At 33.8% G+C, this 22,843-nt stretch carries 19 protein-coding genes; 10 read left to right on the top strand and 9 right to left on the bottom strand.

Annotated elements, in window-relative coordinates:
• The first annotated feature begins 48 nt into the window (after nt 1-48).
• Nucleotides 49-315 carry a hypothetical protein gene (locus tag ACYSNW_RS10780; protein WP_461744505.1) on the top strand — a complete coding sequence of 89 codons (267 nt, stop codon included), beginning with the start codon at nt 49-51 and terminating at the stop codon, nt 313-315.
• Between the two features lie 132 nt (nt 316-447).
• On the opposite strand, the gene tdc is transcribed toward ACYSNW_RS10780, so the two are convergent.
• Nucleotides 448-2,283, bottom strand: a complete 1,836-nt coding sequence (gene tdc, locus ACYSNW_RS10775; RefSeq protein WP_461744504.1) for a tyrosine decarboxylase — start codon at nt 2,281-2,283, stop codon at nt 448-450.
• A 1,215-nt stretch (nt 2,284-3,498) separates the two neighbouring features.
• Between tdc and ACYSNW_RS10770 the strand changes: the two genes are divergently transcribed.
• Both ACYSNW_RS10770 and ACYSNW_RS10765 read left to right on the top strand, forming a co-directional pair.
• Entirely contained in the window at nt 3,499-4,698 is a 1,200-nt protein-coding gene (locus ACYSNW_RS10770; RefSeq protein WP_461744503.1) for an MFS transporter, read from the top strand.
• 57 nt (nt 4,699-4,755) lie between these two features.
• Nucleotides 4,756-5,925 carry an amidohydrolase gene (locus ACYSNW_RS10765; RefSeq protein ID WP_461744502.1) on the top strand — a complete coding sequence of 390 codons (1,170 nt, stop codon included), beginning with the start codon at nt 4,756-4,758 and terminating at the stop codon, nt 5,923-5,925.
• Between the two features lie 145 nt (nt 5,926-6,070).
• Here the strand turns inward: ACYSNW_RS10765 and ACYSNW_RS10760 are convergent, their stop codons facing one another.
• The 5 genes from ACYSNW_RS10760 to ACYSNW_RS10740 form a co-directional block, all read right to left on the bottom strand.
• Nucleotides 6,071-6,580: a dihydrofolate reductase family protein gene (locus ACYSNW_RS10760; RefSeq protein ID WP_461744501.1), complete on the bottom strand. Its 510-nt coding sequence runs from the start codon at nt 6,578-6,580 to the stop codon at nt 6,071-6,073.
• 236 nt (nt 6,581-6,816) lie between these two features.
• Nucleotides 6,817-7,059: a hypothetical protein gene (locus tag ACYSNW_RS10755; RefSeq protein WP_461744500.1), complete on the bottom strand. Its 243-nt coding sequence runs from the start codon at nt 7,057-7,059 to the stop codon at nt 6,817-6,819.
• 39 nt (nt 7,060-7,098) lie between these two features.
• Nucleotides 7,099-7,728: a hypothetical protein gene (locus ACYSNW_RS10750; protein WP_461744499.1), complete on the bottom strand. Its 630-nt coding sequence runs from the start codon at nt 7,726-7,728 to the stop codon at nt 7,099-7,101.
• 29 nt (nt 7,729-7,757) lie between these two features.
• Entirely contained in the window at nt 7,758-8,291 is a 534-nt protein-coding gene (locus ACYSNW_RS10745; protein WP_461744498.1) for a hypothetical protein, read from the bottom strand.
• Nucleotides 8,292-8,305: 14 nt separating this feature from the next.
• Nucleotides 8,306-10,582 (bottom strand): hypothetical protein, encoded by a 2,277-nt coding sequence (locus ACYSNW_RS10740; RefSeq protein ID WP_461744497.1) that lies wholly within the window; start codon nt 10,580-10,582, stop codon nt 8,306-8,308.
• Between the two features lie 559 nt (nt 10,583-11,141).
• Between ACYSNW_RS10740 and truA the strand changes: the two genes are divergently transcribed.
• Together truA and ACYSNW_RS10730 are read left to right on the top strand one after the other, a co-directional pair.
• Nucleotides 11,142-11,882 carry a tRNA pseudouridine(38-40) synthase TruA gene (truA, locus tag ACYSNW_RS10735; protein WP_461744496.1) on the top strand — a complete coding sequence of 247 codons (741 nt, stop codon included), beginning with the start codon at nt 11,142-11,144 and terminating at the stop codon, nt 11,880-11,882.
• Between the two features lie 50 nt (nt 11,883-11,932).
• Complete coding sequence (locus ACYSNW_RS10730) at nt 11,933-12,421, top strand: GNAT family N-acetyltransferase (protein WP_461744495.1); 489 nt, start codon at nt 11,933-11,935, stop codon at nt 12,419-12,421.
• A 290-nt stretch (nt 12,422-12,711) separates the two neighbouring features.
• On the opposite strand, the gene ACYSNW_RS10725 is transcribed toward ACYSNW_RS10730, so the two are convergent.
• A complete protein-coding gene (locus tag ACYSNW_RS10725; protein WP_461744494.1) occupies nt 12,712-13,734 on the bottom strand; it encodes a LacI family DNA-binding transcriptional regulator in 1,023 nt (340 codons plus the stop codon).
• A 169-nt stretch (nt 13,735-13,903) separates the two neighbouring features.
• Between ACYSNW_RS10725 and ACYSNW_RS10720 the strand changes: the two genes are divergently transcribed.
• From ACYSNW_RS10720 to ACYSNW_RS10700, 5 genes are all read left to right on the top strand, one after another.
• Nucleotides 13,904-15,787 (top strand): glycoside hydrolase family 2 TIM barrel-domain containing protein, encoded by a 1,884-nt coding sequence (locus ACYSNW_RS10720; RefSeq protein WP_461744493.1) that lies wholly within the window; start codon nt 13,904-13,906, stop codon nt 15,785-15,787.
• A complete protein-coding gene (locus ACYSNW_RS10715; protein WP_461744492.1) occupies nt 15,768-16,721 on the top strand; it encodes a beta-galactosidase small subunit in 954 nt (317 codons plus the stop codon). Before ACYSNW_RS10720 ends, ACYSNW_RS10715 begins: the two co-directional genes overlap by 20 nt.
• 382 nt (nt 16,722-17,103) lie before the next feature.
• A complete protein-coding gene (locus tag ACYSNW_RS10710; RefSeq protein ID WP_461744491.1) occupies nt 17,104-17,409 on the top strand; it encodes a hypothetical protein in 306 nt (101 codons plus the stop codon).
• 204 nt (nt 17,410-17,613) lie between these two features.
• Nucleotides 17,614-18,123 (top strand): Ig-like domain-containing protein, encoded by a 510-nt coding sequence (locus tag ACYSNW_RS10705; RefSeq protein ID WP_461744490.1) that lies wholly within the window; start codon nt 17,614-17,616, stop codon nt 18,121-18,123.
• A gap of 361 nt (nt 18,124-18,484) precedes the next feature.
• A complete protein-coding gene (locus tag ACYSNW_RS10700) occupies nt 18,485-19,252 on the top strand; it encodes a VOC family protein (protein ID WP_461744489.1) in 768 nt (255 codons plus the stop codon).
• 148 nt (nt 19,253-19,400) lie between these two features.
• Here the strand turns inward: ACYSNW_RS10700 and ACYSNW_RS10695 are convergent, their stop codons facing one another.
• Together ACYSNW_RS10695 and ACYSNW_RS10690 are read right to left on the bottom strand one after the other, a co-directional pair.
• Nucleotides 19,401-21,146 (bottom strand): sensor histidine kinase, encoded by a 1,746-nt coding sequence (locus ACYSNW_RS10695; RefSeq protein ID WP_461744488.1) that lies wholly within the window; start codon nt 21,144-21,146, stop codon nt 19,401-19,403.
• Nucleotides 21,143-22,648: a response regulator transcription factor gene (locus tag ACYSNW_RS10690; RefSeq protein ID WP_461744487.1), complete on the bottom strand. Its 1,506-nt coding sequence runs from the start codon at nt 22,646-22,648 to the stop codon at nt 21,143-21,145. Before ACYSNW_RS10690 ends, ACYSNW_RS10695 begins: the two co-directional genes overlap by 4 nt.
• Nucleotides 22,649-22,843 lie beyond the last annotated feature (195 nt).

Below are 22,843 nucleotides of genomic sequence, written 5' to 3'. Positions count from 1 at the left end.
CAAAAGTTATAGGGAGAGAGGTAGGTTGTTCAGGTGGAGTTAAAAGATATGACAAAAGAGGAGTTAGTAACTAGTTTAGATGAATTATTAAGTGTTCGTTGTATCAATTATAAATCGGAAATCTATGGACAAGTTTTACATCAACGTTGTAAGGCATTGATGGCGGATCAAAGTAAAATTAGGGATAAAATGGCTGAAATTCAGCTGTCTAGGGATTTTGAAAATGATTTAGATAAAATCAAGAGAATGAATTTACTAATCAAAAGATACCGTGTTTTGGATAAGAAGATATCAAATCTTATCGAATCTACATAGACTTGCTTTCTTTTTTAATTTCTGTTAAAAAGGAGAGCAATAGCAAAATTTTCGGGAATTTTCAGACATACGAAAGATTAGTGGGGAAGATCATCGACGGAGATCTTCTCCACTAATTATTTTTTTCCTTTTTTAATGAAAGATATCGTTTAAATGCTCTTCCATAGCTTTGTAAATAGCGTGAGTGTAATAGTTGAAGACTTTTTCATCTGTTAAATAGGGAGTCATGATAGAAGCTCGCAATAAAGTAATTTTTTTAACTTTCTTCCACTCAGATGCGTTTAGTCCAATACTTTCAATAAATTTTATTGGGGAATCGCCATAATCTTTTTTCGTGAATGTAGTATGTGACATAATAAAACGACTGCCATAAATATCTCCGTCTAAATAAGAAAAATGATCAAACATTTGTTCACTCAATTCGTTTACAGCAACTAAATGCTCATTGCCGTCTTCCTTGAAAACCCAATCTACCATATTGAAATCGGGATGATTTAGTGGATAGACTTGGATTTTTTTTCCTTTGATATTAAACGTTAGATTGTCTAAAAAGGTTCGTAATTTTTGAGCGGATTCGATACTAGCACCTATCAGGTGTCCATAGCCAGTAATATTTAACGGTAAGATTCGATGGGCAGTCCAGATAGCCGCCGCAGTAGCACCGGCTTTTGAACCTTCAAGAATAAAAGGACCTAGTAAATCTTGAGTATGTACAGATTTTTCAAAAACATAAGGAGCAAAGTAAGAAATTATATTACGCATATTCTTATATTTAATTGTGATGCCTCCTGCTGAATAAGGAATATAGCCCATTTTGTGTGGATCAATGGTAATTGATTCAGCCTCTGAAATAGCTTTAAAGCTATTGTAGACCTCTTTAGTAATCGTGACAGGAGAAGTGAAAATTTTGTGTTTTTGGTATACTGTCTGCAAATTTTCGTAGGGAATAAATTGAGATTTTTCATCTAAAAAAATAGATCGAGCATAGCCACCATAAGCAGCATCTACATGTAAATAAAAGTAATAACCCTCTTTTTTTAGTTTTTCTCTAATTGCTACAATTTGATCTACGTTATCTACTTGTCCTTCTTCTGTTGTCCCTACGACTGCGACAACACCTAAAATCGGAATCTTTTTTGCAATTAAATCAACGAGTGTTTCTTCTAATTTCGCTATATCCATTCGATAATTTTCTTGTATTGGAATGGTAATCATTTGATCTAAGCCAACTCCTGAAATATCAAGCGCTTTAAGCCAAGAATAGTGTTTTGTCTGAGGAACAATCCATTTTCCGAGTTTTTGGATATTTTTCCCACTTCTTGAAGAAACAGCCTTTACTTCTTCTAGTTCATCGCAGGATAAAGAATCAACTAACTGCAAGATTTGTTCAGTAGGCATATTCAATAATTCCCACTCTGTTTGATGTAACATATTAGGAAAGATTTTTTTGATTGCTAAGGGAATCGATTTAATACAGCGGGCATACCATAGTCCTTCTAGATTGGCGATGGATCCGTCTGCGCAAATGTGTCCCCACCCTTTTTTTTGTCCAAATAATTGTGCGAAATCTTGTCCTACTTCGAATTCCATTTGTGAAGTAGTCATTGAAGATTCTGTCGCAATGTTATTTGGGTTCCAAAGCATGGCTAAATTGTAAGCTAGTAATGAGGGCATTAATGTTTCTGAATTCATTTGTCCCCAGTAACGACCCGCAGAATTCCAAGGAACGGAACCTGAGCATAGTCGCTGACTTACTTCTTCAAGGACGGATTCCATTCTTTTTTTAGTTGCGATAAAATTATCTTGTTGTTGTTCTTGCTTCGTGATTGCCGCTATATCTGAAGAAAGATAGTTTTCACGCCATTCCAGATGTTCATCGACGAGTCTATTCAACAATTTCTTGTAACATAAACCATTTTCCGCCTGATCGCCGATAAATAGCGCTCTAAAATCAACCTCTTCTGTCATTATTTTTCGCCTCATTTTTCAATTTTTATACAAATATTGACTTGTAATTACTATACTAGTTAATGAGTATTCTATTTTTTATGTTTTTCCGTCTATTTCAGTGTATTTTCGTAATTTATAAATAAAATGGCTGGTTATCTTGTTATTTTTTAGTAATTAAATGAGTGTTTTATTTTTAAGATAATTACTGAGATAACTGAATAGGTTGGGTCAAAAGCGTTTAGCTCTGAGAACCAAATAGATATTGTGTAACATCAGCTTCTTTCATTCGCTGTGTTTTACAACAATTTCGGTTTATTTTTATAAGAAAGTAAGCGATTCACTTTCTTAGTTGGGATTGCCAGTTGTACAACTGATTAATTGTTTCCGAAGAAGCTGCTTTTGCAACAACGTTTATCAGGTCATAAAACAAGCGTTTAGAATCAAGCAATTGGACGAACCAGCAGTTATTGCGTTATGATGGTTCGGAAATTGCCGAGATTCTGATTGTTTAATAGCCGTTTGTTTGGTTTTAAAGGATGGAATAAAAGTATTCTTTACGTTTGTCTCACTCACGATAATCTGGCAGGATTAATCAATTAAAGTTTTTGATAATTAATTTCAAAAAAGACTGTTATTTGTGAATTATCTATTGAATGCATCATTGTTTTTTAATGAATAGCGATATTTTTTCATGTTCCTCTAATTTTTTTCTGTTTTTTGATTAAATAATAGCATATAATAGAACATGAAGATTTTTCAACTAGAAAAATTTTTTAGTGTTGAGGGAATGGGATTATTTCTAGAGCGTAGGAAGACATGATTTTTATAAGCGAAGTGTGTAATTAAGCTGTAATTTGTGGCAAACGCTTTACTTAAACTTTTTCTACTGAGCATTTAAGAGTAAGCCGATTTTTTAGGAGAAATTGTTGATCTTTGATGTGAAAATAAATCGTTTCTCTTATTGTCAGAAATTAGACATGTTCAAAGAAATTTCTGTAGTGACTATTTTTTTTTGGAGCATTTTTTATAATCATTTTGAAAAATTAGAGTAGATACTAAAGCGGACAAGTTATTGAGAATAAAGTGTTTATTATTAATTTGAACTTGGTACCTTTGTTAGCTGTAGCATATGAAGACTATTTATTGATTAAAAAATAAGTAATCATTTGTTATGGAATCAATTTAGATGTTTCCCAAAAAACAACGCATTATATTTTTATTTAGGAGGATTTTATGGAAAAAAAAGGAACAAAAAAATCAGGGTTGTTATTAATTGCACTTTTTTTAGGTTATACAATGGTATACATCGATAAACTATCGGTCGGCTACTCGCTGATTCCGATTTCTGAAGAGTTTGGCTTAGATCCAGCAGCTAAAGGAATGATTATGAGTGCCTTTTTCTTAGGGTATGCGATTATGCAGATTCCTATGGGGTTGGTTATTAACCGAGTGGGCTCAAGAGTCGTTCTGATTGGTTCTGTTTTGGGAATGGGCTTTTTTGCTTTTCTATTTGGTTTTGGCACTTCGTTAATTATGTTTATGTCGATTCGATTTCTAACTGGTTTATTAGCCCACTCAGGTTATGCTTCATCAGCTAGTAAAGAAGTAACGGTTAATTTTGAACCAGAAAAAAGAACGTTTGCACAAGGAATTTTGTTGTCTTCTTCTGGTGTAGCAGGATTTATTGGACCGTTAGTTCTATCACCAATTATCACTAAAACAGGTTGGAAGACAGCGTATTTAGTTTTAACTGTAGTCGCTGTGTTAATTGCTGTTTTCTTGATTTTGACGATTCCTAAAAATGAAAAGCAAAAAGAAATGAAAGAAGTGGTTGATACTAAAACAGAGAAGGTTTCCATTTTAACTGTGTGGTCTGATATTCGTGTTTGGGTCTTGTTCTTGAGTTCATTCTTTATCAATTCACTTTTATATGGCTTTTCAAATTGGTTGCCAAGTTTCTTGACAAGCGAACGTGGTTTAGCCTTAAATAGTGCAGCGATTATCAGTAGTGTCGGTGGCTTTTTCCTTTTAGTAGGTTCAATTGGAGGAAGTTATGTTGTCGGACGTTTTTTCCAAGGTAAAGAAAAACTTGTAGTGGCTTCTACTGCCGTGATTGGTGCATTTTTAGCATTCAGTGCCTATTTTATTGCTAATTTGACATTATTGGCCATTGTAATGGGCTTTGCGAACTTCTTTTTGATTATTTGTTTTGTAACGATGATGAGTATTCCGTTGAAAATTTTTGCTGGGGCTAAATTTGCACCAAGCTATGCAACACTTGCTACTGGAGGAATTCTTGGCGGATTTGTTTCACCAACGTTGATTGGAGCATTGGTAGAGCTATCTGATGGTCAATATATCACGACGTTCATTTTCTTTTTAGTAGCGGGCTTACTTTCTGCAATAACGATTCTATTCATCAAGCCAAAATAATAAAAATTGGTTTTTAGACATAGTAGCTGTCTTTTAAAATAAAGGAGGAAAATAATTATGAATAATATCCTAGAAGAAATGCCTCAAGCAGATATGGTCAAATGGAGAAGATATTTACATCGTCATCCAGAATTATCATTTGAGGAAGTAGAAACAGCTAAATATATTAAACAAGTATTAGCGGAGTTTCCTAATTTAGAAGTTAAGACGTTAACTGAAAATAGTGTGATTGCAATCTTAAAAGGAAGTAAACCTGGTAAAACGATTGCGTTACGTGGTGATATTGATGCATTACCAATCATAGAAGAATCAGATGTAGAATTTCCCTCCGAAAATCCTGGTGTGATGCATGCTTGTGGACATGATACGCATACAGCAATGCTTTTAGGTGCAGTTAAAACTTTGACAGGGATGCAAGATAAAATTGCTGGAACGGTAAAATTCATCTTTCAACCAGCGGAAGAAGAACCACCAGGTGGAGCTAAATTATTAGTAGAAGCAGGTGTGATGGATGATGTAGATATGGTTTTTGGTCTGCATATTGCACCAAATATTCCAACAGGAATGATTGGTACGAGAAAAGGCGCATTGACTGCAGCTTCAGATGTCTTTACCCTGAAAATCCAAGGAAAAGGATCTCATGGTTCAACACCAGAATTAGCAATTGATCCAATTTTGATTGGTGTTGAAGTAATCAATAATTTAAATCATATTGTTTCTAGAAACGTAAGCCCATTTTCTAATGTGGTCATTTCGATTGGTGAATTCAATGCAGGGAAAAAAGCAAATGTGATTCCAGATACAGCACAAATCCAAGGAACAGTTCGTACAAATGATAAAGAAGTAAGAATGTTTGTGAAAAAACGGATTGAAGAAACCATAGCAGGAATTTGTGAAGTTTATGGTGCTTCTTATGAATTAGATTATTTACTAGGTTACAGTCAAGTACTCAATGATAACCATGCGACTGATATCGTAAATGAAGTTGCTGAAAAAGTTGTTGGGAAACAACGCATGTTTGAATCACCACAAATGATGGGCGGCGAAGATTTTTCTGCCTATACTGATGTAAAACCAGGCTCGTTCTTTATTTTAGGTGGAGGAACTGCCGCAGAAGGTTGCGGTTATATGAATCATCATCCTAAATTTAAGATTATGGAAGAATGTTTTAAAGTTGGTGCAGCGATGCATACACAAATCGTTCTTGATATTCTAGGCGATAAATAGAGATATGAGAAATTAATCTAAAAGTAATACAAGATTTTATTAGGTTGAACAAAAAAGCTAAAACCTTCCAAACTACGCAATACGCATTTGGAAGGTTTGGCTTTTTTGTTTTTATTCAGTTACTGTTTAGTTAATTGGCGGATGGCTATTTTACATAAACTAATTCGGCAAATTGTTGATATTTATTCACTTGTTTAAGTGTGAATCGTTTTAGTTGTTCTTTTTGTGTAAAAAGTGGGATACCCGCACCTAAAAGGACAGGAGCGACTTGGATGATTAACTGATCAACTAAATCTGCATTTAAAAGTGTTGCTAAAAGTTGATGACCACCAACAATCCAAATGTTTTTATTTGTATCTATTGAGCGGACAAAATCAGATACGTCGCCTTTAGTAGGAATAAAACCTTCAGCTGAAAGTTTATCTGAATGAGTAAAAACATAATTTTTTGTTGTAGGGTAAAATGAAGCCGGTTGTTCATTTTTTGCTAATTCATTAAAGGTACGTTTTCCCATTATAGTAATATCCATCTTTTGGTAAAACGATTCATAGTCGGTATCATCTGGGGAACCTGATTGGTAAAGCCATTCTAAATCATGATTTTTATCGGCTAAATAGCCATCGATCGAAATACAGCCATAAAAAAAGACGCTCATTGTTATGCTCCTTTCAGTTATTGAACTATTGTAACATCAATTTCATCAGAATTATAGTCACGAATCGCTGGAACTTATTGTTAGAAGTCTCGTATGCTAGCGTCTGTTTACGAATGCTTGAGAAAGTTGAATCATCGAGAAATTTTACTGAAACTAAAAAAATTTTGTCACTATATTTTCAGAAGTAGCTAAAAAAATTCCCCCTCGAACTGGGTAAGCCCGAGTAGGGGATTTAGTTATTGATTTGTCTTTTCTTTGTCCTGTCTTTTAAAAACTAATAAAAGTAAAATGAATAAGATGCCTAATCCTATAAAGAATAGCAAGTTGGACACGTTTTCGTTTCCTTTTGGCAAATCTTTAGAGGTCGTTTCGAATATAATACTCTCATTAGTAGAAGAAGGATTTGTTTCTTTTTCAGATGAGCTAGTAGAGGTCTCAGGTTTCCCTAAAATTCCTTCTACTATAATATTATTATCCATAAAATCCCTCCTGTCCATTTACCGTTCTTCAATTATTCCTTAGTTCCAGCTGATTGCATCAAATTTTAGTGTCAGATCATAATTCACTTTTAATTGTTCTGTAGCTGTAGCAGTACCAGTATAAGTGAAAGTAGTGCTGTTAGTTGTTGGATCAGTTACTTCTGGATCAGTACTAGCTGTTTGACCTTTTGAGTTTGCTAGATTTGCTACTGATGAACCAGTTACACTTGAAACAGCTCCCGCTTCAATCAATGGAACTGTCGTTGATCCGCCAACACTTAAGTTTAGAGCGAAATCATTAGGCAATGTTGCTGGATTTCCAGCTCTTGCTGCAAAGGCCTCTGTTGTGATTGCTACAGGTCTACCAGAGTTGTTTGTGATAGTATAGGTTGGTGCTTTAATCGTTGTACTTCCAACTGTATTATAGAAAATAGTTTTTGTTGGTACCGTCACATTAATCCAGTCGTCACTGCCTTCTGGAATGGTCGCTCCAGGATCTGTGTTGTCAGCTCCAAGTGTTCCATTAACTTCAATATCGGCTGTATCTGCTCCGCTAATTGTTTGTTGCGAATCTGTATCTGTTCCGTCATTCGCAAATGCTGGAGTTGCTGCTGAAAGTCCTCCTAAAATGGCTAAACTGAATAAAGTTACAAAACTAATTTTTTTCATTTGAATCTTCCTCTCTGTTTGTTAGATTTTTATTTGACATTAAATGTAACGCCTGCAGAAACTTGACCTTGTTTTTCTTTCGTTGTTGCATTATATAAGCTAAAAGTCGCAGTGGACTTGTAACTACCTTTTGGTAATGTTTTATCAAGTGTTACTTGTTTGATTTCTTCTCCTGGTTGAATGGCACCAGAGGAATAGATAAGATCTCCACCATCATCTAAGCGAATCTCTACATTAATTGGATATGCATTTTGTGGTGGATTTTGAATCAATAATGAACCACTCATGTTGGAGGTATTGATTTCAGCTTTTGAGCCAATGACCATATTGAAATTACTGCTATCAACAGCTACTTGAGCGAATTTTTCCAAATCTTTATCAGATATTTTAGCTGCATTTTTCCCATCTGGAAGAAAATCACCACTAATCACGGATACAGGCTCTGTTGGATTGAAGTATTTTTGATAAACAAAATAGCCACCAACAGCAAGTAATAACAGTAAAAGTAGAAGTAACAACCATTTCTTTTTATTGTCTTTTTTTTCCTCAGTTTTATTTTTCATGAGCTTTCTCCTTTTTATTGACTTAAGTCTTCATAATAGAATGTAAATTGATAATTAACTTTTTGTTGACTAGTTAGCGGACCAGAGTAATTGCCATCTAAAAAAATCGTAGCAGCTGTATTTCCTTGCCAAAACTCTTGAAGGTTCAATTCTTGGTTTCCAGAATAGTCATCTGATAAAGGACCCCAAATAGGACCATTTGTTCCACTTGAATCATATGTCGTATTTAGTCGCAGAATTAATTCTTGATTTGGTAAAGATGAAAAAGAATCAACTAACTTAACGGTATTTTCTTCATTTTCTTTTACCGATTGAAGAGTAACACCGATAGGAACATTACTATTATTAGTGATTTTAGCGCCACCATCAACATTTTCTGCTTTTCCAAATGTACCAACTTTGCTGGTATTGAAGTTCAAAGATTCAACTGGAAAAGAAACATTGATAACCGAAGAAACATCAACTTGTGTTTCAACCCATTTGGTTGTGATTCCAAAACCTGCAACGGGCGCGCTACCATCTTCTTTTCCAATGATTTCGGACAAGCGAGTGTAAAGATAATAAGTTCCTGGTTTCAACTGTTCAAATTGCACAGCCGTAGCTGTTTGGAGATTAAAGTTACTGCCAGTTGAGCCTGTGATGGGGATGTCTTTTTGTTGAATAAATCCACTTGTACCTGTAGTTGCATTTGTAATGGCAGTTTGTGCAGTGGCATCAGTTATCGTTTGAGTAGAGCTAAACAAGCGTTGGCTTCCTAATTTATAAGTGACATTGGTTAAATCTCGATTAGCAGGTGTGATTTGTTCAATATGCGCATCGATATTACTTGCATTGGAGGACGTATCACTGATAGCGCTCACTGAGTTTTCGATAGATAGGTCTTCTTGATAAACTACACCTGAATGATTAGTAACCGTTGAACCTAGCAATGTGTATGTGGAACTTGGCTGAAAAGTATTTAATGTGGTTAATTGATTATCTCTACCTAAGGCTAATAAACTGTATGCGTTCGTTGTGGTTGAATCTGTTCGATTAAATTGAATTGACCTATTTGTCGCAGATAAAAAAGAGCCTGTTCCAGAAACTGTCGTATCTCGAAAAATAATATAATTTGGATGGTTGGCATTAACCACAAAATTAGAAGCATTTGATCCGGTATCGATGGTACCAGTATTTTGAAAAACACCTGTTGAATTTTCGCCAAAATTTAACGTAGCACCACTGCTATTACTGTTGACATCGAAATTGTTCGTTGCATTTATTCTGTTGTATTTTAAATGAGCATTTTGTCCAACCGTAATTTGTGGCTGAGCGGAAGCTGTAAACATGTAACGTTTGATACTTTGGATTTCCAAGCTAGCATTATTTTCAATTGTTAAATGCATTTGTCCGGCATTTCCATTCGCTCTAAAAAATATCGTTTCTTGATTATTAAGGTGGTTGATTGTTGTTTTACTACCTTGTTTAACTGTTACATTTTGAACTCCTTCAGTAAATTCTCCACCTGTTCCAGTGGCATTTGGCATTTGAAAATTATTTGTACCGCTAAAATTGATTGAAGATCCTGTTCCGCCTGCAAATTGGAAGGGTTGCGCTCCGTTAATCACATAGTAATTAACATTCTCAATATTTAGCGTAAAGTTTGTTGTACTTGAACCAACAGTATGCATAATCCCATAGTAATTGCTATTTGGATATTCTTGGCTGCCGAAGTTTACATTTTTATAAGTCACTGTCAAATTTGGTTTATTGGAAACGTAAAATTGATAACCAGTATAGTTTGTTCCTTGATATAAGAAGGAATGACCATTACCATCAATCACTGAATTTTGAATAAATTGAAATTTTGCTGCCCAATTTGTTCCAGTAATATCGGCTGTTAGTTGGATATATAGGCTACCTCCTCCCGCTGGAGTAGCGGCTAAAGCCGCTACTAAATCTGTTTCATTCCCGACTAGAAAAGGATTGCTTTGACTACCATCACCAGTTGTTGCAAGTAATGCGGCACGAGGAGAAATTTTTGGTTGATCCAAAGATTGAGTTGTTTCCGACGTGCTACTTGTTTCTTCAGAAGTTTCTGTTGATTCAGATGAAGTAGAACTATCTGTGTTTTCAGAAGTCTTATTTAGTCTAGAACTAGCGCTTGATTGAGTCGATTCTGCTACAGTTGTAGAAGTGATCGAATCAGAATAGACACTGCTATCTTCAACTGCAAAAGTTGTTTTTCCGATTAATAAAAAAATTAGAATGATTAACCATTCGAAGTATAAAATAATTTTTTTTGGCTTCATCTGATTCGCCTCCTTGACTGATTCTTTATTTATGAGATGATTATAAAATCAATAATTAGTTAATGCAAAAAAAGGAAAGGAAAATCACTAGAAAAATGAGTCGGAAGTACTTGGAAACCTTTATTTTAAGCCATTATTCAAAAAAGTCTTGTAGAAAAGAAGAAAATGAATACTTTATAAAAACATCTTTTTTTGAGGAGAAAAAGTATGGATTAAAGTAAACGAGTTGAGTAGATATTGTTAGCAAATTTCTTGAGGACAAAAAAGAAAATGAGTCAACACTCACTAAGTAAATAGAACGAATAGTTCACAAGTCGTTCTATATTTAAGTGTTCTACATTCGCTTATTCTAATCAATAAAAAGTGATGATTTGTTCCAACGTCTATTAGAGAATGTTCGGGTAGTCTAACTTATCCATGATAAAGTATAATAAGGATTGAACTTATTTGTTAACGTGTTGTACAATTTACAGATCAAAAAAAATTTTTAGTATTGATTTTAAGCGATAAGTGATTTGTGCAATTTCATTCATCAGAAAAATCGAGGAGCGTATAGAGTATGCGAAATATCAAATTAACAATTGAATATGATGGAACGAGATACCTTGGTTGGCAGAGATTAGGAAATTCTGACAAAACAATTCAAGGGAAAATCGAGAATATTTTGAAGCAAATGACTGGCGAAAAAATTGAGATTATTGGCTCCGGTCGGACAGATGCTGGAACACATGCGAAAGGACAAATAGCTAATTTTAAGACAGAAACTTCAATGGAGTTACCTGAAATGACTGATTTCTTAAATCGTTATTTGCCGCAAGATATTGTGATAAAAAAAGTAGAAGAAGCGTCAGAGCGATTTCATGCTCGTTATAATGCAAAGGGAAAAAAATATAGCTATTATCTGTGGAATGATCCAATTCCTTCAGCGTTTGAACGTCATTTTAGTTTTCAGTATGCACAAAAGCTTGATCTTGAATTAATTGAACAGGCTTGTCAAAAATTAATTGGAAAACATGATTTTATTGGTTTTTCTGCGTTGAAAAAGTCTAAAAAATCAACGATTCGTACAATTGAAGAATTATCGGTAAAAAAAGAAGGAAAGCTTCTTCATTTCACATTTATTGGTGATGGTTTTCTGCATAAGATGGTTCGAATCATCATGGGAACATTAGTAGAAATCGGTTCAGGAGAAATGGAAATTGAAATGATTGATGAGATATTCGAGCGTAAAATTAGAAGTGAGGCAGGAATAACAGTACCTGCGCAAGGATTATTTCTTGACGAAGTGTATTATAAGTAAAATTTTCTACAAGTATAGTTGTATATTGTGAAAGGAGTTGGCAATTGAAAATGGCAGATGAGTTAATAATTCGTTTTGCGGTAGAAAAAGACATCCCATTGATTTTAACATTGATCAAGGAATTGGCAGATTACGAAAAACTATTACATGAAGTTGTCGCAACAGAAGAGATTTTGCGTAAATCGTTGTTTCAAGATAAGAAAGCTGAAGTCATTATTGGAGAAATTGACGGAATTCCCATTTCTTTTGCTTTATTTTTTAGCAATTTTTCGACATTTTTAGGGAAGCCAGGATTGTATCTAGAAGATCTTTATGTGAAAGAAGCTTATCGAGGTCGGGGAATTGGAAAAAGAATGCTAGCTTTCTTGGCCGAGATTGTTTTAAAAAGAGATTATGGCCGTTTAGAATGGTGGTGCTTAGATGAAAATCAGCCTTCGATTGAATTCTATAAAAAAATGGGCGCCAAATCAATGGATGAATGGACAGTCTTTCGTGTGACTGGTGAACAGTTAGAGCAACTTGCAAGGAATGTGAAATAAGATTGGAATAAAAGTGGATAGCTCTGAGAAACGAGTAGATATTGTGCAACATCCACTCAGTTCATTCACTGGGTTTTACAATAATTTCGCCTTATTTCCGAAGAAGGTCCTTCACACCCCTTTTCTTTTTAATGAGGATGAGACAAAAGAAAAAGACGTTTGTTTTATAACTTTGATAATCAGAGTACCATTTAAAAAATATGCTCTAAATCTGAACCGTACGTTATTTTTATAATAAGAAATTGACGGGAAACAGCACTGTTTATGTTGTTTTCTGTCAATTTCTTTTTTTATTTAATAGGAATAAAACTTTCTCTTACAATCAGTTGCGTCGGATAGGTCACAATGATTGCTTCTTCACGAATAGCATCGATTCGTTCAAGGGCTAAGCGAACGGCTGTTTTACCAATTGATTTTGCGTTGATTTGAACACTAGTCAATTTAGGCGTTAATTTTTCTGTTAATTCAAGATTATCAAAACTAACGAGTACAATATCTTTGCCAATCGTTAGTTTTTTTTCTTGAATTGCGTTGTAAGCTCCAGCCGCCATTAAATCATTTCCTAATAATAAAGCTGTGGGTCTATTGTCGCTTGTTTCCAGTAATTGTCGTGTCAATCGTTCACCACTCGCTTCATCCCAAGCACCTAAACGGCAATCAATAAATCGTTCAAGTTTATTTTCTTCCATAAAACGTAAGTAAGTTTGGGTTCTTTTTTCATGAGTTGCAATGGTTGGTTGTCCTTCTTCGTTAAAATCAGCTTTTTTTCCACCGATATAGGCAATATTTTGATGACCATTTTCTAAAAATAATTCTAAAACAGAACGAGTCATCCGTTCTAGGTCACCGTAAACCATATCGACATTTTGCTGTATTTCTGGATTATCAACGATAATTAGCTGTTTATTTTGAGCTAAGATACTATTGATGGCGCTTTTTGTGACCGTTCCAATAATAATAATCGCGCCTAGCTGGTCTAAATCCGTCCATTTTTTAGGGCTATCTGGAAGATGATAAATCCGATTCATTCCTAGATGAAGTCTTCGTGCTTCTTCCTCTAATCCAATTTGTAATTCTTTATAGTAGCCCTCGGCGGCTGCTTTTTGGCTGATAGTTGAGATAATTCCAATTGAAGGCAATCTTTTTTTTACATACTTTCGTTGATTGATATCATAATTTAAATTGGCAGCAACTGCAAAAATGCGCTCTTTGGTTGTTTCGGCGACACTAATGGTTTTATCATGGTTTAATACACGGGAAACAGTTGCTGGTGAGACATTTGCTTTTCTTGCGACCTCTCTAATTCCGACCATTTCATTCACTCCTTGTAAAAATTCTCTTGACAAAAGTGTTTAGTAAACAGTATACAGGAATTATAAGAAAATAAAAGCGTTTTCTTTTTAGCGTGTTGAATTAAAAAACTAGTATCTGTCTGATAAGCGCTTTTAGATAGCTTCAAATTAAGAAAGGATGTTGTCAAACATGAAGGAAAGAATCACATGGTTAGATGATCCACAAGTATTTAAGGTGAATCAATTAGATCCGCGTAGTGATCATCAATGTTTTGCTTCAAGGGAAGAAGTAAAACAAAAAAGTTCTAGAGAACAATCGTTGAATGGTGAATGGCGTTTTCACTATTCAAAAAATGCGCAAGAGAGACCAAGTCATTTTTTTGAGAAAGAATTTGATGCGCATTTGTTTGATACGATTACTGTTCCTGGTCACATTGAATTAGCAAACTATGATAAAATCCACTACATCAATACGATGTATCCGTGGGAAGGGCATGAATTTAGAAGACCGGCTTTTACTAGTGAACAAGCTGGTGATGGTCAAGGGATGTTTTCCGAAGCAGAATATAATCCAGTTGGCTCTTATTTAACAGAATTTGAATTAGAAGCTGGACTTAAAGATAAAGAGGTTACGATTCGCTTTGAAGGTGTGGAACAAGCGATGTATGTTTGGTTAAATGGAAATTTTGTTGGTTATGCGGAAGATTCATTTACTCCAACTGAGTTTGATTTGACCCCCTATTTAGAACAGAAAAATGTTCTTGCGGTAGAAGTTCATAAACGAAGCACTGCAGCCTTTTTGGAAGATCAAGATTTCTTTCGTTTTTTCGGCATTTTTCGTAATGTCGTTTTACTTGGAAAAGGAAAAAATCATTTAGAGGATCTGTGGATTAGGCCCCATTTAGATGCAAATTATTGTCATGGAACAGTTGATCTTGAATTACAATTTCAACAAGTTCAAGCAGGTAGTTGTGTTCGCTTGGTTATTTTGGATACGCAAGGACATTCGATTTATCAAGCAGAACATTCACTTAATGAAAAAATGACGCTTAAGACAGATGAGTTTAGAAATGTATTACGTTGGGATCATTTTCAACCGAATCTTTATACACTTGAACTTGAAACAGTTGATGGAACAGGAGTAACAAACGAATTTGTGACTTATCCATTTGGGTTTCGGACGATTGAATTAAAAGATAAGGTAATGTCCTTAAATGGAAAACGATTGATCATAAATGGAGTGAATCGACATGAATGGAATCCGCAAACTGGTCGTGCAATCACACGCTCAGATATGGAAGCCGATTTAGAGACGATCAAAAAGGCAAATATCAATGGTGTTCGAACCGCTCATTATCCTAATCAAATCCCTTGGTATTTTTTATGTGACCAAGCTGGGATTCATTTGATGGCAGAAACGAATTTGGAATCGCATGGTTCTTGGCAAAAAATGGGCGCAGTAGAGCCATCTTATAATGTCCCAGGTGCTTTTCCTCAATGGGAAGCAGTCGTGTTAGCTCGAGCAAAGGCGAATTTTGAAACATTTAAAAATCATACGAGTATTTTATTTTGGTCGTTAGGCAATGAGTCTTATGCGGAAGAAAATATTCGAAAAATGAATGAGTATTTTAAGCAAGTGGATCCAGAACGTTTGGTCCATTATGAAGGGAATTTTCCAAATCCATCTTTTGAAACGACGATCTCGGATATGAAGAGCCGCATGTATGCAACACCTGCTGAAATCATCGATTACTTTAAGAATGATGGTCGCAAGCCCTTTATTTTATGTGAGTATATGCATGATATGGGCAATTCGTTAGGTGGCTTAAAATCTTATATGGATCTGTTAGATATCTATCCTGCCTACCAAGGTGGCTATATTTGGGATTTTAAAGATCAAGCAATTTTGGTCAAAGACGAGCTTACCGGGCGAGATGTGATGCGTTATGGTGGCGATTTTGATGATAAACCAAGTGATTATGAATTTTCAGGCGATGGAATCGTCTTTGCTGATGGACAAGAAAAACCTGCTCTCCAGGAAGTGAGGTATTATTATGGAAAATACAGTAACTAAGCTAAAAATCATCTTTGGTGATTGTACGTTAGGTGTAAAAGGCTCAAATTGGCACTATATTTTTTCTTATACACGAGGAGGTCTTGAATCGTTAAATAAAGATGGGAAAGAATGGCTATACAGAGAAACACTCCCTACTTTTTGGCGTGCGTTGACAGATAACGATCGAGGAAGTGGCTTTGGTTTTAAATCGGCTATGTGGCTAGGAGCTGATTTGTATCTTCAAGTCAAAGACATTGCTGTACGTGTCGATGGTCAAGAAATCGAAAAACCGTTAGCACCAACTAATAATCAGTATTCAAATACTGAATATGCGGAAACACTAGAAATCATTTTTTCACTTGCAACGAATACTAAACCTAGTACGACTGTAGATGTCTCTTATTTTGTAGCAAGCGATGGGACGATCAAAGTCACGATGAACTATTTTGGACAAGCTGGATTACCAGAATTACCGTTATTAGGATTACGTTTTATTATGCCGACTAAAGCGAAGTATTTTGAGTATGAAGGATTATCTGGAGAAACATACCCAGATCGAATGGCTGGAGGTATCCTTGGGCAGTATAAAATTCAAGGATTACCTGTGACACCGTACTTGGTTCCACAAGATTGTGGCGTTCATATGGAGACAAAATGGGTGGAAATTACGAGAGATTCTACGTTGAATAATGTGGATCGCACAAATGAAGAATTTTCATTACGTTTTGAAGAAGTGACGGGTAACTTTGCGTTTTCAGCATTGCCTTTTAAAGCGGAAGAATTGGAAAACGCGACGCATATTGAAGAGTTACCTCCAGAAAGAAGAACGGTATTGCTGATGCTTGCTAAGGTCAGAGGTGTTGGTGGAATCGATAGTTGGGGTGCGGATGTCGAAGAAGAGTATAGGATTAGTGCAGAAGAAAATCATGAGTTTTCATTTTTGATTAAGTAAGGAACATTTGAATTATAGAAAGCTGAAGTTTGTAGAATGTAATGTTCTAGGAAACTTGGGCTTTTTTTATGGAATTAACTACACTAAATGGGAAATGAAAGTTATTTTTATTAATCTAATTAATCATTGCTATAAAGAATGTTTTTATGTACAATTAGATAGTAAATTTTAATTTTTAGTAATTTATTAAATGTTGAATAGAATCTAATATATACCTATGCTTACTTTGATAATTTTAAATATAAGTTGAAATTTTTTTTGTTACCAAAATGAAATTAAGTTATTTTTGAGTATTTTAATTTAATCAGCAGATAAGAATAATCTTGTTTAGTAGCAGAACTAAGTAAATTTGTACTATATATTTTTAGAAAAGGGGGATTGAATGAAGAAAAAGTTAGTTTATTTGATACTGTTTTTAGTCACTGTTTTTTCTTTTCCATTATTTGTAAATGCTCAAGAGGAAGTATTTTTTAAAGAGATGGATATTTCACCAAGAATGAATTTTATGTACATGGAAATGATTGGGATACCTGCCATTGAAGGAATATATGAATTTTCAAGAGGCAATGCTGGTATGGTGGTAATGCCACTTGCCTATAATAGGAGCAATGATTCTTATTTCAGTTCAGATGAATTTATTAACGAAATGAATTATCCCACAGGAAATGCACTCGACTATCCTACTTAATTCTTTGGCAATGAGCACTATAATTTCAAGACGCAATCTTGGGAAATTTCTAGTTCTGTAGCTTTAACTTGCTTTTATGAAGATGATACGTTTAAATCAGGTTTAGATTTTGCATTCTACAAAACTGAATTAATGAACGGAGAGGGTTTGCTTCTATCTCTACATGAAAATAGCTCAGAATTTGATTTCAAACGTAGTTTTTGGATGTATAGTAATAGAGGAGCTCCTGTTAGCTATAAAGTTAAATTGGATGTACAAAAAATAGCTGGAGAAAATATCAGTTTTACAATGAATAATGTTTCAGAAGTCAACAAAAAAACTTATAATATCAATGATAATAGCAGAAAAACTATAGAATTTGACGTGGATGCAAATGATACACCCGATTTAAAAATAAACTCGGAAAAAAATGGATCAATTGTAAGAATTAAATATATTTATGTTTATGGGATCTTTGATGAAAAAAAGGTTAGTCGTTTAACAATGACGCCTGAAAAATATACATTAGCAATTGGAAAATCAAAATTACTTTATCCTAAAATAGAACCAGATACAGCTGTTAATAAAAAGGTGACATACAAAAGTTCGGATAATTCAATTGTTCAAGTATATAGTAATGGAAAGATCAAAGGCTTAAAAACTGGAGTTGCAACAATTACTGCAACAACTGAAGATGGAGGATTCACAGCTACTTCCATAATAACTGTAGAGTAAAATAGATGGTTCAGCTACGAAACTCTATATCTTTATTTTTATCTGCTGATTAAGTTGAGATACTCAACATTGTAAACTGAAAAAGCCTAAAATGTTCTTTTTTTGAATTTTATATCAAAACGACGAGTTTTAAACAGTTTAGAATAAACTGTAAAAGCAGTTACATTGTGATATTCGAACATACATTTTGGTTGTTCATTGATTAACACAGTTTTAGTACTATTTTTAAGTTTAAGAGAAAACAAGTTTGTTGAGAAACATTGCAAGATTCCGATTAGTCAATCCTACACATAGCATTCAAAATTTCCTCATGCTACAATAATGTTGTATTTCGATTATTCATTAGGAAGTGGAGATAATAATGACGAAACCTATAATGTTTAAAATTGGTCATGTTTTAATAAAAGTAACAGATTTACAACAAGCAGTTTTAGATTATCAAAAACTTGGCTTTAATGTAGTGATGGGAGGGTTACCTGGTAAAGCAACGAATGCGATGATTTATTTTCTAGATGGTTCTTTTATTGAGTTATATAGTACTCCGATGGGCGGAATTACTGGGAATTTAATCCCAAAAATTTTAAGAATTATTCGTACATTTAATCGTGGAAAAGCAGACAGATATATCAATTACACTACATCTCCAGAAGGGATGAATGATTATGCTTTGGATAGTGTTCCACCAGATGCTTTTCTCGAAAATCTTAAACAATTAAATGCTGAAGGATTTACAGTTTCCAAACCAACCCATATGAAACGGATCGATGCAAAAAATCAAAAGAAGGAATGGAATTTAAGTTTTCCCGAAGATTATCGTTTCCCTTTTTTTATGGATGCGTATGTTCCTAAATTAGAGCCGGCGAAAGCTGAAATGATGCATCAAAATGGTGTTTCTGGCATTAAGGAATTGGTGATTCAAGTTCCAGATTATGAATATTTCATTAATCATTATAAAAAACTAACTTCTAATTATAGAGAAGAGGATCAACAGAGCTTATTTTACTTTAATGATAGTTGTATAATTATTCGTCGCAATTCCATTTTTAAAATGGTATCTATTACTTTAGTTAGTGATACAGAGTTAAATTTACCTGTGGAGTTAACTCATGGTGTTGATATCAAAAGTTAAATTTATTTAAAAATCAATTTTTTTAAAGAATTGTGAGTGAAATAAAAGTAGCGTTTACTTTTGTTTCACCCACAGTTTTTTTAGTCTGTACCTATCATCAAATAATTATCTATTCATTTTTAGTATTTAGCTGTATGAAAGCATTCATTTACTGGATATCTGTTTTTACAGGTAACGTTCGAATAATCGGTAGTCTAATTTTCACTGTTGTACCTACACCAATCACTGAATGAACGGTAAGACCGTAGTTTTCGCCATACATCAATTGAATTCGTTCGTTGACATTTGACATGCCGATTCCTGAAAAATAATCAACTTTCTTTTCTTGTGATAGGGAAGGATCAAACCCATCTCCACTATCAACAATTTCAAAAATTAATGACTCTTGTTTTAGCTTTCCATAAATTGTAATAAAGCCTTGTTCGGTTGAATGAAAGGCATGTAAGTAGGCATTTTCTACGATTGGTTGAATAATCATATTTGGGATATACAAAGATAATAATTCTTCTGGCATCATTATTTTGGTTGAGATGTTATCGCCATAGCGTAAGGCTAAAATCGTGATGTAGCTTTGAATACTATGCAATTCTTCTTCGACTAAAATAACTTCCTCTTTTTTACTTAATGTACTTCTAAGTAAATCGATAAAACTTTCTAATCCTTCGACGGCTTTTTCATTTTCTTGTTGCCAAATCATAAATTTAATACTAGTTAGCGTATTATAAATAAAATGTGGTTGAATTTGAGCCTGCATTGTTTGAATTTCCAAGGTTCTTTTTTTCTGTTCGTTTTTTACCGAATTGATATAGTATGCATGTAAATCTCCTAATAGTTGATTGATTGTATTACCAAGAATCTGTACTTCATAAATACCTTGGTCAGGAACATCTATTTTCAAGGAATTTTTATTAATATTTTTGAGGGAATTGATTAGTCGGTAAATTGATTTTGTATTCCGATTCAAGTAGATGAAAACAAAAAAGCCCACTAATAGGATTGAAGCAATACTATATAAAATGATTGGGAGTAAGACACCCATTTGATTGGTCAGCGATTGAATATTTACTTGACTGACTAAAGATAGATTTTGGCGATAAAGAGCTAAACGAGTCAGTTGATCAGTTCTAGTTGTTTTTGTTTCATTAAGGTCGATTTGATCAAGAAAGGTTGATTGCGTTCCAATCCGTTTTGTTACATTTGAAGTGATGATTTTTTGTTGATCATTGACCACATAGATTTCAGATATTTCTGGATTAACCATGGATTTAAATAGATTTGCTAATTGATCAGCAGAAATGGAAACGACTGCATAGCCATAAACGCGATTCAAGGAATTTTTTAGTTTTTTGATAAAAAGAATGCTTTCTGAATTTTTGTCACGCAGAGTTAGACCGTAGTCTGTATAAATCATTTGCGTAACAAAGGGTGATTCGCTGACAGTTTTGATGATATCGGATTGAAAAAAAGTAGTCGCGTTGATTGAAACCAACATTTCACTATCAATCCAGGTACGGCCATTTTCTCCGTAAACAATAAGGTCATAATCGATTGTAGGGAATGTTTCTCCAAGTGACGTGTTCATTTTTTGAACAGAACTTAATTGATTAAACTGATCAATTGAAGAGAAGTCGCCATCCGCACTAAAATATTCATGAACAGAAGGGTTGGCTTCAATCATTGCTAATGTATTTTCAATTGAATCATTCAGTGTCTCGAAATCTTTCTGAATTTTCTTTAGCACGACGGTATTTGATTTATCGAAAAGTTCGATATACACATTTTTTGAGCGATGATAGATAAATAAAGAAATGATGATGGCTTGTGCACAAAGTCCGATAAAAATGATTACGATTAGTTTCGTAAATAATTCATATTCTTTCAATTTTTTACTCATTTCTTCAATCGTCCTTTACGGTATTGTGAGGGAGTGATACCCGTTTCTTCTTTAAAAACTCTAGAAAAATAACCTAATTCGGTATAGCCGATTTCGTAACAAATTTCAGAAAGCGAGAGAGTTGAGTGAACGAGATACTCTTTTGCCTTGGTGATTCTGACTTTTTTTAAATATTTTGAAAAAGAAAGACCATATTTTTCAGTAAAAATCGTTGATAAATAACCGTAAGAAAAATGGTATTTCTCAGAAATCATTTGGAGATTGATTTCTTGGTTATAATTCTCTTGAATAAATTGATAAACTAGTGTTAAAACTTCGGAGTTATTGCCCTTTGTTGGTGCAATTATTTTTTTTAGTTGTTCAATTGTTGTCATCACAAATTCAGTAAATTCATCAAGAGACCGCGATTTCGAAATTAGTTTAGGAACAGTATCTTTTAGCAAAGTAACGGTGTTGTCTTTTTCATAATCATCTTCTAATACACTGATTAATGCATAGAATTGATTGATTGCTTCATGTTTTAAGTAAGTTGGATTCAATTTTAGTGAAGTCAATAGCTGCATATAATTTTGCAGTTCTGTAATTGAACTTAGGTAATCTTTATTTACGATTGTTGTTAAATATTTATTTGTATTATGATCATATCTTGGGAGTAAAGGAGCAAGATCGTCAACGGAAACAATCAATTGATTTCTGTAATAAAAAGATTGTCCTTTGCTTTGTTTTTGCAACTTTAAAAAAACATTCCTCAAGTCTGATAGTAGGAAGGCTTCTGAATAAATAAAAAAGTAATCCTTATGGGAGACAGCGCTCAGTTTGAATTTAGTAATCAATTGTTTAAACTGTTCCTCGGAAGAAGTATTGATTAAAATGCCTTGTTCCTGTTCATTTGTTTTATAATAAAAGCATTGTAACCTAGAAGAAGAAAATTGTGTTTTTTCCGTTTTGAAAAAATGATAAAAGGACTTAGTTGTTTCAGCTGTTGCTTGTTCATATATTAAAAAAAATAACGAGTGATCGAATGAATTTAGTTCAAATGTAAATTCTGGAATTAGTTCGGACAAATAATGTCCAAGTGATTGACTAAGTTGTTCTTCTTTCGATAAAGAAATTAGTTCAGTTGTTTTGGCTACTTTTTTTGATAGTGATTTGAGTGCAATCAATAAAACTTCAGCATTTAGCTTGGGTTTCAAAATATAGTCTCCAGCGCCTTCTTTAAAGGCATCTTTAACTAAATGAAAGTCATCATAACTTGATAAAATTAATACTTGAAGATCTACTTGCTGTTGCTTTAATTGTTTGACTAAGTCAATTCCATTCAACTCAGGCATCATTAAATCGGTGATGAGTAGATCAATTTTATGTTTCTTACAAAAATCAAGCGCTTCCAACGGATTTGTAAAAATACCAGTTAGATGATAGTTATTTTCTGACCAGTTGATCAGGTTTTTTAAACCAGAAAGAATGGTTTTTTCATCATCGACAAGTACTACGTTAAACACTTCTGTCACCTACTTTTCAATCGTTTGTTAATCTAAAAATACTGTAAATTTAAAAGGAATGCAAGGTGATTTTGGCTAAAATTAGCGTGTAATCAACAAAAAAATTTGTACTTTTTTCTGATAATTGGATTTTTTCTAGAGGTATTCATAAAAATAAGTAAACGCTTTCTTTTTCTGTTATTATAAAAATACACT

This window comes from Enterococcus sp. LJL99, assembly GCF_054871725.1.
Note: the sequence above shows the minus strand (reverse complement) of the source record. Positions and strands in the feature narration are given on the sequence as shown.

Bases quoted from the DNA above. Each gene is read 5' to 3' on its own strand.
- truA (WP_461744496.1), top strand. From the start codon at position 11,142: ATGCGAAATATCAAATTAACAATTGAATATGATGGAACGAGATACCTT.
- ACYSNW_RS10720 (WP_461744493.1), top strand. From the start codon at position 13,904: ATGAAGGAAAGAATCACATGGTTAGATGATCCACAAGTATTTAAGGTG.
- ACYSNW_RS10725 (WP_461744494.1), bottom strand. From the start codon at position 13,734: ATGGTCGGAATTAGAGAGGTCGCAAGAAAAGCAAATGTCTCACCAGCA.
- ACYSNW_RS10750 (WP_461744499.1), bottom strand. From the start codon at position 7,728: ATGAAAAAAATTAGTTTTGTAACTTTATTCAGTTTAGCCATTTTAGGA.
- ACYSNW_RS10715 (WP_461744492.1), top strand. From the start codon at position 15,768: ATGGAAAATACAGTAACTAAGCTAAAAATCATCTTTGGTGATTGTACG.
- ACYSNW_RS10695 (WP_461744488.1), bottom strand. From the start codon at position 21,146: ATGAGTAAAAAATTGAAAGAATATGAATTATTTACGAAACTAATCGTA.
- ACYSNW_RS10710 (WP_461744491.1), top strand. From the start codon at position 17,104: ATGAAGAAAAAGTTAGTTTATTTGATACTGTTTTTAGTCACTGTTTTT.
- ACYSNW_RS10755 (WP_461744500.1), bottom strand. From the start codon at position 7,059: ATGGATAATAATATTATAGTAGAAGGAATTTTAGGGAAACCTGAGACC.
- ACYSNW_RS10740 (WP_461744497.1), bottom strand. From the start codon at position 10,582: ATGAAGCCAAAAAAAATTATTTTATACTTCGAATGGTTAATCATTCTA.
- ACYSNW_RS10770 (WP_461744503.1), top strand. From the start codon at position 3,499: ATGGAAAAAAAAGGAACAAAAAAATCAGGGTTGTTATTAATTGCACTT.
- ACYSNW_RS10700 (WP_461744489.1), top strand. From the start codon at position 18,485: ATGACGAAACCTATAATGTTTAAAATTGGTCATGTTTTAATAAAAGTA.
- ACYSNW_RS10765 (WP_461744502.1), top strand. From the start codon at position 4,756: ATGAATAATATCCTAGAAGAAATGCCTCAAGCAGATATGGTCAAATGG.
- ACYSNW_RS10745 (WP_461744498.1), bottom strand. From the start codon at position 8,291: ATGAAAAATAAAACTGAGGAAAAAAAAGACAATAAAAAGAAATGGTTG.
- ACYSNW_RS10780 (WP_461744505.1), top strand. From the start codon at position 49: ATGACAAAAGAGGAGTTAGTAACTAGTTTAGATGAATTATTAAGTGTT.
- ACYSNW_RS10760 (WP_461744501.1), bottom strand. From the start codon at position 6,580: ATGAGCGTCTTTTTTTATGGCTGTATTTCGATCGATGGCTATTTAGCC.
- ACYSNW_RS10705 (WP_461744490.1), top strand. From the start codon at position 17,614: ATGTATAGTAATAGAGGAGCTCCTGTTAGCTATAAAGTTAAATTGGAT.
- tdc (WP_461744504.1), bottom strand. From the start codon at position 2,283: ATGACAGAAGAGGTTGATTTTAGAGCGCTATTTATCGGCGATCAGGCG.
- ACYSNW_RS10730 (WP_461744495.1), top strand. From the start codon at position 11,933: ATGGCAGATGAGTTAATAATTCGTTTTGCGGTAGAAAAAGACATCCCA.